8 protein-coding genes are annotated in these 14,402 nt (G+C 44.0%); 7 read left to right on the top strand and 1 reads right to left on the bottom strand.

The window, feature by feature from the left end:
- Positions 1-68 precede the first annotated feature (68 nt).
- Positions 69-2,225 carry a condensation domain-containing protein gene (locus CXF74_RS04620; RefSeq protein ID WP_101081314.1) on the bottom strand — a complete coding sequence of 719 codons (2,157 nt, stop codon included), beginning with the start codon at positions 2,223-2,225 and terminating at the stop codon, positions 69-71.
- 174 nt (positions 2,226-2,399) lie between these two features.
- Between CXF74_RS04620 and CXF74_RS04615 the strand changes: the two genes are divergently transcribed.
- The 7 genes from CXF74_RS04615 to CXF74_RS04585 all read left to right on the top strand — a co-directional run bounded on the left by CXF74_RS04615 (position 2,400) and on the right by CXF74_RS04585 (position 14,301).
- Positions 2,400-3,344, top strand: a complete 945-nt coding sequence (locus tag CXF74_RS04615) for an ABC transporter permease (protein ID WP_101081226.1) — start codon at positions 2,400-2,402, stop codon at positions 3,342-3,344.
- Positions 3,341-4,300 carry an iron chelate uptake ABC transporter family permease subunit gene (locus CXF74_RS04610; RefSeq protein WP_101081225.1) on the top strand — a complete coding sequence of 320 codons (960 nt, stop codon included), beginning with the start codon at positions 3,341-3,343 and terminating at the stop codon, positions 4,298-4,300. Before CXF74_RS04615 ends, CXF74_RS04610 begins: the two co-directional genes overlap by 4 nt.
- Before the next feature lie 34 nt (positions 4,301-4,334).
- Positions 4,335-5,303 carry a siderophore ABC transporter substrate-binding protein gene (locus tag CXF74_RS04605; RefSeq protein WP_101081224.1) on the top strand — a complete coding sequence of 323 codons (969 nt, stop codon included), beginning with the start codon at positions 4,335-4,337 and terminating at the stop codon, positions 5,301-5,303.
- On the top strand, positions 5,275-7,587 hold the full coding sequence (locus CXF74_RS04600) for a TonB-dependent receptor (RefSeq protein WP_198552784.1): 2,313 nt from the start codon (positions 5,275-5,277) through the stop codon (positions 7,585-7,587). Before CXF74_RS04605 ends, CXF74_RS04600 begins: the two co-directional genes overlap by 29 nt.
- Positions 7,588-7,708: 121 nt before the next feature.
- Positions 7,709-10,897, top strand: coding sequence for a non-ribosomal peptide synthetase (locus tag CXF74_RS04595; RefSeq protein ID WP_101081223.1), 3,189 nt, complete (start codon positions 7,709-7,711; stop codon positions 10,895-10,897).
- Positions 10,894-11,664 carry a thioesterase II family protein gene (locus tag CXF74_RS04590; RefSeq protein ID WP_101081222.1) on the top strand — a complete coding sequence of 257 codons (771 nt, stop codon included), beginning with the start codon at positions 10,894-10,896 and terminating at the stop codon, positions 11,662-11,664. The genes CXF74_RS04595 and CXF74_RS04590 overlap by 4 nt, the downstream gene beginning before the upstream one ends.
- Before the next feature lie 258 nt (positions 11,665-11,922).
- Complete coding sequence (locus tag CXF74_RS04585; protein WP_198552783.1) at positions 11,923-14,301, top strand: dermonecrotic toxin domain-containing protein; 2,379 nt, start codon at positions 11,923-11,925, stop codon at positions 14,299-14,301.
- Positions 14,302-14,402 lie beyond the last annotated feature (101 nt).

Below are 14,402 nucleotides of genomic sequence, written 5' to 3'. Positions count from 1 at the left end.
TAGGTTTTGACGAGAAACTCCATGGCCATTCTAGAAGTTAAAATTGGCCATGTTTTTAGTTATTGTTACTACATGGTTTCGACAGTTGGCGATTCAAAAACGTGATCTGTTATAAGCGCTGCTCTCATCGCTTGACCTATTTTTAAAATCTGTTTTTTGTTATAGCGAGCCGTCTGATAAGTGACAATTAAACGCAACGTGCGTTGCTCATCCACCACATTCTCCATAATTTCAAAATGTAGCCCGAACAAAGATTCTGTCTTTTTCGGCAAAATCTGCTGATACGAAACTTTGTGTCCTTGTGGTTTTTGCAAGGCACCGTAAAGCGCGTTGTGTGCATGAATTTGCACATAAACATCAAACAGAAGGCCATTTTCAGCAGGGATTTCTAATTTTCGCTGAACAAGGTTAATGGGTACCGTGGCATGGACCATACTCTCATTAATCGTACCGGTGACATGTTCAATCAGACGACCAAAGGCTTGTTCAGGTTCAAAAACAACGCGGTGAGCGACCATAGTCGTGAAATAACCAACCGCATCATAATACTTCGGATCATCACGACCAGACGCTGATGTGCCAATCACCAATTCATCTAGGCTACCTAAGCGCTGTAACGCTTGCGCGATAGCCGAATAGACCACGCTAAAGGTTGATGAACTGTGCTTTCTTGCCAAGGCTGTGACCACGTTGTGAGCATTTTTTCCTAAATCCAGCTCTATCCATTTTGCCTCAATTGAATTAGGCGTCGGGTTTGTGTCCTCCAATGATTTATTCTCTAGCAGTGTCAAACCTGGCGTTGCCTGTTGGAGATGATTAACCCAATAGTTCAAGTCTTCTTGGCGAGGTCCACGGCGCTGCTGAGTAACCGCATATTCATGCATTGTATTTGCCGGTTTATCCCAAATTGGCTCTTCTCCTTGAAGTCTCGCCATGTAAGCTTGAGAAAGTTCTGGCATTAATGTGTTGAGTGACCATTCATCAATGACCATATGGTGGATAAGGAAGGACAATGTTTGTTGCTTCGTGTCTTGGTCTTTAAAGAAGCGTATTCGTAGTGGTAACTCTCTAGATAAATCAAAAACATAAGCAGCTTCAGATGCTAAACTGGCTGCCCCCGTGTCTGCACTACTCCAAAACCAGAGATAGTCACCGAGCTGTGTCTCATCAATGACTTGTTGCTGGACCTGACTATTGTGATTCACAAAGAGTGTTCTTAACCCAATATGTCTTAATAACAGATCGGTAAAAGCTTGCTTGAAAACGTACTCATCGACTTCACCGTCAAAACGAATGGCAAAAGGTAAGTTAAATATTGCTCCCATCCCTGTTGCAACGTGTGAATCCCATAGAAATGATTGGGCCATCGACAGTGGATATTTTTCGTCAACCATGGCGGGATTTGAGTGAACATTTGCTCCCTGTGTTGCTGGTTTCAGCTCTGCATTGGTATTTTTTATCGAGGCACATTTAGCTAAATCTTGTGCTGTTGGACTCTTAAAGAAGTCATTGAAGCTAATTTCGATATTATGCGCGTTCACCAAATTGCCGATGATCCGGGTAGCCAAAAGTGAATGTCCACCCATTTCAAAAAAGTCATCATCTAGCTCAACATCGGGATCATTGAGGCTTTCTTTGAATGCCGTTAATATTGTGTCGGCAATTTTATCAATAGAATCGCTGACTTCAACGGTGTTAACCCCGACTATTTCAGCGGGGTGCAAAATCAGAATTTCTCCTTCCTGATTGAATAATTGATAGTTGCTTGAAAGCTGAGAGCTTAACGTTTCCTTGTTTATTATCTCGTTTAATATTGGGTGCAGACCTAAACAAAGATATAAATCTTCCGCTGTGTGTAGCAAGGTGGCAAAAAATGGGGCCTGAGATTCAGACTGCCAATCTCGCTTCTGTAAAGCTGCGGCAAGACCACTAAGCGCAGCGCGCTCTGTTATTTTTATCTCTAACGCTGGAAAGCCATTGGTTATGAGTTGCTTTTCTAATTCATAGCTCTCAGTGAAACAATAGCGTAAATTTAACTGCGCATCTTCCATAACAAACTTATGGATTGCCTTTTCAAGGTATTCAATTTCACATCGACTATCCAGAGTATAAAATGCTAAGACCCACTCCATACTGTGTGGTTTTTGTAATTGTTGCATCCATATTTTTTCTTCATATTCACTGACCGGCAATAGGTTTTTCTTTTCAGTTTGTTGGTTAAACATAATCATCCTGACTCTTCGTTGAGCATTTTAATTTTATATGTAGCGCTAACTTATTAAAATGCGTATGAATTTATTTACAACTTGTTATGATACTGTTACGATTGATTATCATTTAGATTGACCTCCTAGGTCAAGTAAATCATTTAGTTAATAAAACGTTGAGATTTAGTTGTAATGAAGTTACGTGTATTTGGTGTTTTTTCGTCCCTGTGCTTTATTTCTATATTTGTTGGTGCGAGACAAATAGATTGGACGCTTCTTCTCGCATTGAATGAACAAGCTTGGCTACCTGTCACGGCCAGTCGCTTACCTCGGCTTGTCGCTTTAATACTGACTGGCGCTGGATTAGCAATGAGTGGGGTCATACTCCAGCACATTGTCAGAAACCGCTTCGTAGAACCTGGCACCACGGGGGGACTGGATGCGGCGAAACTTGGCATTTTAGTTTCGATGGTGTTCCTCCCTTCTTCAGACAAGCTCGATAGAATGTTTTTTGCCGTTATATTTTGTTTCGCTGCAAGCTTAATTTATATCGCTATCATTCGAAAAATAAAATTCAGTAACACCGCGTTACTACCCGTTATTGGGCTCATGTTTGGCGGAATGCTAAGTGCATTTGCTGAGTTTTATGCCTATCAAAATAACATGTTACAAAGTATGCAAGGATGGTTAATAGGCGACTTTTCTAAGGTAGTGGAAGGGCACTATGAGATCATATTTTTAATTTTCCCCATCACCTTGCTGACTTATTTTTTTGCTCACCGATTCACCTTAATGGGGATGGGTGAAGACATGGCTGCAAGTTTAGGTATCAATTATACGGTAACCGCGGCACTTGGCCTTGTTCTCGTTGCCATTACCGTTGCAGTTACCGTGGTGACTGTCGGCGCTATTCATTTTGTCGGTTTAGTCGTCCCGAACATAGTGGCACTGAGGTATGGCGATAATTTGCAAAAAACGCTGCCAATCGTGGCACTGGGTGGCGCTTCGTTACTGATATTTTGTGACATCATCAGTCGACTGGTGCTCTTTCCTTTCGAAGTGCCTATTGGCCTGACTGCTAGCGGTATCGGTGGGGTTATGTTCCTCGCCTTAATTATCAAAAGGAGTCGCGCATGAGAGCAACCAACACGACTTTTATTTTAACGGTGATGACCATCGTGGTTTTACTGCTGTCTGTCGCTTTTATATTTGTCGGTTCCGGATTTGATTTTGATTACATCATCCCTAAAAGATTGGCGAAACTAGCGGCTATATTTATTGGCGGATGCTGTGTTGCGACCGCCGCCATCACCTTTCAAACCTTGGCAGGAAATCGGATTCTGGCCCCTTCCATTATGGGGTACGAATCTATTTATCTCGTTTTCCAGGCTCTGTTGTTATTTTTTCTCGGCACCGGAGGCATTGCAATAGTAGGCGTTGTCGGTAATTTTTTTATTTCTATGGTATTGATTTTTTTCTATTCGTTGGCGATTCAATATTGGGTAATACAAAAGTTCCAGCGAGACATGTACCAAGTTTTATTGATCGGTTTTGTCCTTACAATGGTGTTGACCACGTTGGCACAATTTATTCAATTAAGGATTAGTCCGGGCGAGTTTTCTGTCTTCCAAGGGTTGAGTTATGCCTCTTTTGACCGAGCTAAACCCGCCATATTACTTTGCGCTGCGGGTACATTGGCCGCCACTGCGATCATAGCTAAAAAATGTATTCGCGAGCTCGATGTTGTCGGATTAGGCCGCGATCAAGCTATATCACTTGGACTTAATGATGCTAATTACATCCCCAAGTATTTTGCACTAATTGCCATTTTAGTAGCTGTTTCCATAAGCTTAATCGGGCCAACTGCATTTATGGGGATCTTTGTCGCTAACATCGCTTATTCACTTGCGGGAACGAGTCAGCATCGCGTGACATTGCCGATTGGTTGCGCTGTCGCCATCATCATGTTCATCGTTGCTCAACTCATCGTTGAGCATCTATTCAATTACAAAACAACCGTTACCATACTCGTTAATATCCTATGCGGAGGATATTTCCTCGCCATGACGATGCGTGCACGAAGACAATTGTAAATTAACATTCCACCCACAATAAAGGAGATTATTCATGTTAACGAGAACCCTCAGTCTGGCTATCGCGCTGGCTTTCAGTACGCTTGTGACCTTAACCGGTTGTGAGCAACAAACGACTCAGCCTGTCATCATTCAGGAGTTAGATACCCCCATTGTGGTTGATCACAACCTAGGGCAAACCGTGATTTCCCATCGGCCACAACGAGTTGCAGCGCTGGATATGAATGAAGTGGACTTCTTAGATCAACTCGGCGTGCCCATTGCTGGCATGGTTAAAGACTTTGTGCCTCACTTTTTGGCGAAATATAAAAACGATGACAATGTGCGAGATCTCGGATCCATCGTGCAGCCAAATATGGAAAAAATATACGCCCTTAAACCCGACCTGATATTAATGACTCCGCTTCATGCTAATCAGTATCAAGCGCTTTCTGAACTTGCTCCCACGCTACACTTTGATGTGGATTTTAGAAACAGCCAAAGTAATCACCTTGAGGTTATAAAGCAGCATTTATTGGATCTTGGTGAAATTTTTGACAAGCAAGCATTAGCGCAGCAAAAAGTGGCTGAAATTGATGCTAAGGTCGAGCAAGTGCTTGCGGCCACGTCTGACCGTCCTGAAACTGCTTTAGTGGTCATGCACAACAATGGCTCATTCAGTTCATTTGGTCTTGAGTCTCGCTACGGTTTTGTATTCGATGTTTTGGGGGTCAAACCCGCCAGTACAGAAATAGCGACCAGCCTCCATGGTCAGCCAGTTTCGAGCGAGTTTATCAACCAAGCAGATCCCGACATTCTTTACATCATCGATCGCACCGCGGTAATGGAGGGCATACCTAACATTGATGTAGAACGTTTGGCTAACCCACTCTTGCGCCAAACTAAAGCGTGGAAAAATGGCAAGGTGATTTTGGTTGACGCGGATGCTTGGTATATCACAGCTGCAAGTGTGACGTCATTGAAAATAGTGATCGATGACATTATCAAAGGTTACCAAAGCTAGCTCATCTTATTTTCTAACAGGTTGGGCTTATAGCGCCCAATTAAACAATAACTATGACTCTATAATTCATTTTAATAAAATTAAGGAAGGTACGACAATGACCCATTACTCCCTACAGACGGAGGCTTCTGCCCTATCGGTTTCATGCGCTCAGTCTAAAAGGCCTCGAGCCACAAAAATTGCGCTACTCGTTGGTCTCCAACTCGGCTTGGCTGCTCTGCCTCTTGGTATCACATATGCGGAAGAGCAAGTCACGTCAGAAACCACTGTATACACTGTGTATGGCGAAGCCGATGAAACCTTTGCCTCTGGTCAAATTTCAATTAATGGCAAAATGGGTATGCTGGGTGACAAAGATTTGATGGACACGCCCTTTAACACCATCAGCTATACCGAGAAATACATTGCCGACCAACAGGCACAGGATATATCTGATGTTATTTCTGCATCCGACCCATCGGTGTTTACCAGTGGTGTCACCGGGGAAAACATTGAAAGTATCACCATCCGCGGATTTAGATCTGATATTGGCGATGTTATGTTTAATGGCTTGTATGGTATCGCTCCGTATTATCGCAGCACTCCCGAGATGTATCAGAGCATTGACGTACTAAAAGGTCCTTCTTCGCTACTTAATGGTATGTCACCCAATGGTTCGGTAGGCGGTTCAATTAACCTGAAGCCAAAACGAGCGGGAAATATACCCAATACCTCACTCACCGGCACTTATATGTCAGAATCCCAGTACGGTGTCCACGGGGATATCGGTCGCAGGTTTGGTGATAACGAACAATTTGGTATCCGCGTAAACGGCATGTTAAGAGATGGCGACAGCGCTATCGATGGGCAAGACAAACAAGCTAAAATGGTCTCGTTAGGCTTTGATTGGCGCGGTGACAATGCCCTGCTAGAAGCTGACTTTTACATGACTGAAGAACACGTAAACGGGCCAACACGAGGTTTGACGATCGCTTCCGGAGTGGATATTCCGCCGCCACCAGATGCTGACACTTTGCTTAACCCTGACTGGTCATTTAACGATGAAAAAGATAAGGGGATGATGATCCGCGGTGAGTTGAACATCAACGAACACATCACCACGTATGCAGCTGCCGGGGCGAGTCGTACTGAATTTGAATCCAACGCTGTTAGAACAGGAAAAATTATTAACAATGCTGGCGATCTAGAAACGACGCTTGGGTACGTAGACTTGAATCTTAAGCGCTATTCCGGCGAGGTAGGAATAAGAACGAATTTTGAAACTGGGCCAATCGGGCATGAACTGGTGATTAACTCCACCTATTATCGAGAAGATAAAGAGGATGCTGTCGCAGGTAATCGTACACCAGCGCCTTGGGTGACCAATATTTATAATCCGGTATGGGGTCCAAGCAACAGTAATTATGAAGCGTCATTTCTGATGGCTACGGATGCAACATTAGTCAGTTACGGTATTGCAGACACGCTTTCTTTCGCCGATGGTGACCTTCAGATAACGTTGGGGATCCGCCTGCAAAATGTGGAGTATGAATTCACCTCATTTTCGACAGAAAAATTGGATGAAAGTGCATATACGCCAGCGGCCGCCATACTGTACAAGTTATCACCGTCCGCCTCCCTGTATGCTAACTATGCCGAAGGTCTGACTAATGGTAAGTCAGCCCCTCGTGGGACCGCTAATATTGGTGAGACATTTGCACCACAAAAAACCAAGCAATCAGAGGCGGGTATCAAACTTAGGTTTGACGACTTTTCTCATACTGTGAGTATGTATGAAACCAAGCAACCGAATAGTTATACTAATCCAGACACAACCGTATATTCCTTTGGCGGCGAGCAACGAAATCGAGGCGTTGAATGGGGCTTTTATGGCACCGTACTCGAAAATTACTCACTGACAGGTGGTCTTTCTTATGTAGATGCGGAAATCACCAAGTCGACAAAATCAGAAGAAGAAGGGAAAAAAGCGACCAGCGTACCAGAGTTTCAAGCTAAATTGGCATTGGAGTGGAACATCCCAGCCCTTCGTGAACTGACTTTGATCGGCCAAACTAACTACATGTCCAAGCAATACATTGATAAAAACAATGCGAGGTCCTTACCGGGGCAAACCATTTTTGATGTTGGTGCGCGATACGAATCTGCAATCGCGGATCAAAAAGTCACGTGGAGACTCGCGGTTAAAAACGTCGCTAATAAAGCATATTGGACAAGTACGCATTATAACCAAATGGGACTGGGCGCACCACGCACAGCCATGCTTTCCGCCACGGTAGATTTTTAACTTTAACTCCCTTTCATAAGCCATTAACTACAAGTTAATGGCTTAACGATGGCTCCCTTTATATTCTAGCCCCGCGTTTTATCACGCTAGCATGCTCAAATTAAAAAATGAGAACGACATCATGACCCAATCAGATGCTCAATCCGTTGAGAAAAGCATAACCTTAGCGCTAACACCCAGACAAGTTTGGCAGTTATCCAATCAAGGACAGTGGCCTGATAACCACTGCCCTTCTAATCTTTTTTATCAAGAATTCAATGGCGAAAATATTAATGTCTCGACGTTAGAGCACTGTATTACTATTTTAGTACAGCGTCATCCTATGCTCAATGCGTTATTCACCGACGACTTTTACCTACAAATAAACAGTGATAGCCAACCCTACAGATTGCCTATATACGATTTACACTCTTACTCGGAAATTGCCGCAGCGGAGCATTTAGCGCGTACCCGAGCGACACTGACTCACTCAAAATCAAAGTACCCTTTTGAAGTGCATCTATCCTTGTTACCAGCAAATAAATACCGGTTGCATATTCGGTTTACTAGCATCGCCATTGACCACACAAGCGCTAATCTGTTTTTCAACGAACTCTGTCAGCTTCAACGTGGATTACTTTTGCCTACGTTGGCTACACATTCGCAAATATTGGAGGCGCTCACACAGCACATTAAAATTCGACAAGAAAAAACAGGACTAAACACACGTTTTTGGGACGAACAGTTATTGCAGTTACCCTGTCCGCCTAATCTGCCACTGAAATGTGAACCCGAGCAAGCTCGAGACACCGGTTTTAAACGACGCTCTGCCACCATTACTGGCGCTGAATGGAAGCAATTTCAATCTATTGCCAAGCAATATCAAGTAAGCTCTGATATCGCACTCGCCAGTATATTCAGTGTTGTATTATCGCGTTGGAGCAATCAAAAAGACATGCTCATCCGTTTTGACCTCAACGAGCGTAATAGTCAAACCCCCAATGTAGCCCATCTTATTGGCGATCTTACTCAACCGCTACTTGTTGGCCTGAACGGTTTTGGCGCTCACTTCCACACTTTAGCCAAAGGCAATCAGGCAACGTTTGACACCGCTTACCCATTCAGACAAATACCTATCTTTGATCTTGTTCGCGATTTACGTGGCATATCGCAAGAGCACCGGTATACAGCCGCTGTATCCTTCTCTAGCCAACTCGACGGTAATCAAGACCACCACTGTAAATCGATTAAAACTACATTGGGCACATCTGGCTGGGGATGCACGCAGTCACCGACGACTTGGCTTGCACTCCATGCTTTCGTTTCGAAAGGAGGCATCATCTTACAGTGGGACAGTCTCGATGCTCTCTTCCCTGATGACATGATCGACGACATGTTCACTGCATATATAAAATTAGTGACTGAACTCTGCCAATCGAGCGGTTTGTGGAATCAATCTTTGTCCGATTTATTGCCCGCTGAACAGCTGCGTGTGCGAAGTCGACTCAATGATGTGAGTGACAACCTTCTCCCAAATGGCTTGCTCTACGATAGTTTTTGGCTGCATGCCGCGCAGTCGCCAATGGCTCCAGCAGTCATCGACGGTAGTCGCACGCTGGATTATCAAACACTCGCGAGCCAAGCTCGTCGCTGTGCTGGTACGTTAGCTTCTATGGGGGTTATGCCTGGCGATCGTGTTGCGGTGAGTATGGACAAAGGTATTGGCCAAATAGTATCTGTTTTCGGCATACTGTTCGCGGGAGCCGTCTACGTACCAGTATCGCTTGATCAGCCAAAAGAAAGACGCGAACTAATCTACCGAGAGGCGGATGTTGCTATCGTGCTTACAGCGGGAAATGGTACCTCAAACGCCGCCGAAAATGCGCCGCGCACGACTGCCAGTTTTACTTACTTAGATTGGGAAAATGCAAGTTTGGGCCAACCGATGCCGAAGGTTCAGCGTGTCGATCCAACTCAACCTGCTTATATCATCTACACCTCGGGATCCACTGGTACGCCTAAAGGCGTCGTTATTTCACATCAAGGCGCCCTCAACACTTGCTTAGCATTGAATCAGCGTTACAGTGTAAACTCTGATGACCGAGTGCTGGCCCTATCTGCCCTACATTTTGACTTATCGGTCTACGATATTTTCGGACTATTATCGGCTGGGGGCGCTATCGTGTTAGTTGATGAATTGCAGCGCCGCGATCCAAAAGCGTGGAGTGAGGCCATCGAGACGCATCAAGTTACTATGTGGAACAGTGTGCCAGCGCTGTTTGATATGTTGTTGACCTATGCAAGCAGTTTCAAATCCAACGCCCCATCGAAACTGCGTTTAACGATGCTCTCTGGTGACTGGATTGGTTTAGATTTACCTCCGCGATATCGAGAATTTCGTGAACATGGCCAATTCATTGCAATGGGGGGCGCCACTGAAGCGTCTATTTGGTCCAATATTTTTGATGTTCAGGACGTTAAACCTCATTGGCGCTCTATCCCATATGGTTACCCTTTGCCAAGGCAGCAATATCGCGTGGTCGATGACTTTGGTCGCGACTGCCCTAACTGGGTAGCTGGTGAGCTATGGATTGGCGGTGATGGTGTCGCACTCGGGTATTTTAACGATCCTGAGAAAACGGCGGCACAATTTATTCGTATTGATGGTCAACCTTGGTATCGCACTGGCGATATGGGCTGTTACTGGCCAGACGGTACCATTGAGTTTTTGGGGCGCAAAGATAAACAAGTGAAAATAGGTGGCTACCGCATCGAATTGGGAGAGATTGAGGCGGCCCTAAATAATATTCCTTATGTACAAAGGGCTATCACCATGGCCGTCGGTAATAAAGACAAAACGCTGGCTGCATTTATCGTCGGGGATACTGCATCACTCGACGCCGATCAAGTTAACGGTTATTTGATTCAGCAGTTACCAGCTTATATGGTACCTAAACGTTTATTTTTCTTGGCAACGTTACCGCTTACAGCCAATGGTAAAGTGGATCTTAAAGCGCTAGCGCAATTGGCAACGAGCAAAAGGAGGAGAAAAACAAAAAAAGCAGACCAACCACTTGATACGAATAGTGAACGCATTCTAAACAGTATATGGGCTGCTATTTTGGACACGACTGACTTGCATAAAACCAGTCACTTCTTTCAGCTTGGTGGGGATGAATACGCTGCGATCAAGGTTATCAGGCAATGTCATCAGTTGGGTTTTTCGATCAATATATCGACGCTATACAGCCATCCAACTCTTGAGGCATTGGCCTTGGTTTTAGACCAAAGCCAACTGTTTACCCAGCACCTTAAAGAGATTCAGCTATGAGTAATTTGATCACACTCAGCGCCCCCTCGGAGGGGCAAGCTTACCATACGCATTTTGTGTTGTGTCCTTTTGCGGGAGGCGGGATTAGCGCATTCAGAACGTGGCGAAAGCTTGATTTAGCGGATAGTAAAGTGTCTTTAGTTGCCTATCCTGGAAGGGGTTCTAGAATCGAGGAACCTAAGGTTAACGACATTCATACACTTGCTAAAGATCTTATTCAGACGCTAATTGACAGTGGTGAAACGATGAAAAATGTTGTACTCATCGGTCATAGTATGGGGGCTCAAATTGCTTATGAGGCATGCAAATATCTTGTTAGCCAAGGCTCGTTCCCTAAAGGATTGGTTATTTCAGGCTGCCAAGCACCACACATAAAAAGTCGACGCACTATTAGCCATTACGATGACAACAGCTTTGTTGAACAGCTTATTAGCATCGGCGGTTGCGATCCCAGTTTTGGCCAGCAACCAGAGTGGTGGCCCGCTTTTTTACTCATATTAAGAGCCGATTTTGAAGCCACTGAGCGTTATTTCTTCAGGTCAAAACCAAAGACTAACGCGTTAATTAAAGTACCCACACTTTTAGTGTCAGGAAACCACGATGAAGAAGCGTACTTTGACGAGGTTAACCAATGGGAGTGTTGGTTGAGTTGCGTTATCGATCATAAAACGCTTGCAGGCGACCACTTCTATATCACCGCAAACCCACAACAGTTTATGGCATGCTTAGAGCCGTTTCACGCGAGTGATATGAGGTGGACGGTATAAACAATGGGCTTCTGTTGCAAACTCAGATTGTGCGGCAGGTTACGGATGTTATTCGTCACCTTGTTTCTAATCCACATTAATTCCTTAACATTAAGATAGTTTATGAAATAGAAAATAAGTAAAACATTAATATTAAGTATTATATGTTCAGTTTTTTATATCTCGGCTCAAGTTAATGCCGAGCCAATAGACGAAGTACCTAGTCATCGTTTCGATACAGCATGGCGGCTTCACTTTGTACGTGACTACGCCGAGCTGATGAAAACAATCCCAGATCCGCTTGCTGTTACGTCCAAAGAACTCAAAAGGGCATTAACGAAACATGGCTATTCAAACATTGACCCTGACAATCTTTTCTATAATGAATTTAGAGGGGCGATGAGCAGTTCACGCAGTTATAATGGGTGGGCGCATCGTAAACCGCCTTCCAAATCTTACACTGTAACTCAAGCTGTCATGTTAAATGTCTTTAATGAGTTTAGAGACACATTCCCTGATACGATCAACGTAGATACGGGAATATATACTGAAGGCGCAGATGGTGTCATTTTTGATGAACGTAATGATGTACGCCTGCTTTCGTCTGCATTATGGGATATCACCTATTCAGATCTGGATATTCAAGCTTCTTACACTGCTGAATTAACTCGGTTTTGGGCTAATAATAGTGAACGTTATACTCAACTGATGCGTGACAGCTTTGCTTTTTCAGCACATCAACAGTATCAACTTGGCTTACTAGAACAAGATAATTACCAACTCGCTTTGACCCTATTGAAACCGGCTCGCCCTACAAATATTCACGTTTACCGATTCGATATTTATGGGTATGACGCTACGGATATGTTGTTGATTGAGCAAGATGGACAGTCTGGAGGCGTATTATACATTCCGGGAAGTGAGCAACCTTTTGTTGCTTACAATACAGAGCGTCAATTGAAAAAAACGCTGTATAAACGACTTCGTGATCCAGCGAGTAAAGCAGCGTTACTCAATCATTTCAGCCTGTACTTACGTCAAGATGGAGCGACTTATTCTGGTGTAGACAGTGCATTAACTAAACTTATTAACGGGCACTGGAATGACCGTTATTTTATGATGAAACACCATCCCGTAACTGGTAATGTCTTTGCCAGAATGACTGAATTTCGAAAAGCACGCATGAGCAGTGATGGAGACACCATGATAAAATCGAATGCGGAGTCTCAGCGTGATTATATCTTGTCTATTGCTAACAGCTTGGTCATTCTTTTCCCTGTCGTCGATATATTAATACCTGAACTTGGTATTCCGTTAACGCTTTCTTTGAGTAGTACGCAATTTGGACTTAGTTTAGATAAAGCTGTCAATGGCGATACGTTATCTGAGCGGCTGAAAGGAACTCGCATGAGTGCCGTTAATGCCGCTGTCATCGGCACAGCGGCAATACTTCCTGTGATGGTCAAATATGGTCAATCTCTTGCCCTTTCTGCTGAAAAAGAAATTAGCTTACTGCCCAACCGCATTCTTTTAAATGATGGCGTTCCTGCGCATACTTTGAATAATTTTACGGCAATGCCTAGAATAGTGATTCACCCTCAAACAGGCGAGGAGTTAATCGGTGTTCAGTTAACAGACAGTGGAAGGAATACATTATTAAGAGCGGATGGGTTTGGTTATTTTAGAGAAATAGATCCGTTAAGTGGACGACTGATTAGTGATAGCCGTGTAATACGAGCGCTTAATATAGAGAATAACGAACCTCAATGGCTTGAACGAGGTGGCTTAAGAGGAGGCCATGGTGGTAGTGGAAATATCGAAACCAATGAAATATATTCAGACTATACGCCAAATTATAGCCAACAATCGGAGATCCTTCTGCCAGAAGATCTACCTGAACCTCAAGGCATTGGGGGCTCTGGATATGCAGATATGACCGGGGGACGTGATGTTGAAGCTTACGAATTAGAGCTACAAATCAACCCTTATGGTTACCTCTCCGATACTAAAGCATTACACCGTTTAAGCACTGAGGCGCAAAAAGAAATTCAGAACATCCCTTTTTACAAAGGATATCAATCTGAATTGAATGGCTCACGCGTGTTCCGTGGTGATACTCGATTACCTGATGAAATATTCCATTCCGGCTTCAATCGTAGAATAGAACCCGTTGCTTACGTAGAACTCGCTCATCATACTCGCGGTATTCGCGGTATTATTTCAACCAGTACAGAGCAATCTGTAGCAGTGAATTATGCTTTAGATAGCCAGCGAGGGTATGTTTACGCGATAGAACTTAACCATGGCGGGAAAATGGTCAATACACTGTTACGAGGAGAGTCGTTGAGTGAAATAGCCACACTGAACATTCCCCCAGAAGACATCATGTTTGCTGTTGGGCCATTTAACAGTGTGAATTCAAGCTATAGAGAAGTGGTTGAAGACGCGGCTTATCGCACCGCAGAAGTAAGAATAAACCCGCATTCTACTGCTTCAACAGCAGCCGCTGAGCAGGCTTTTGAGCGTATGAAAGACACGCTGAAATATAAACTAAGTTCAGGCATGTCATTTGCTGAACGATACGAAAATCGTAGTGACTTGTTATGGTATGAAGATGAAATACTTGAAAGTGGTACTGTCGCAACGTCGACGAAATAAAGCGACATGTTGATAATGCAACGTATATCAAGGTAAGGGTAAGTGGGTCTGATATTACAGAACCAACCATGGCCATCATTGCTTGATGGCCATTTTTTATT

Origin of the sequence: Psychromonas sp. Urea-02u-13 (assembly GCF_002835995.1) — a bacterium.
Lineage (GTDB): Bacteria > Pseudomonadota > Gammaproteobacteria > Enterobacterales > Psychromonadaceae > Psychromonas.
The sequence above is the reverse complement of the archived record's forward strand: the minus strand, read 5'-3'. Positions and strand labels throughout refer to the sequence as shown.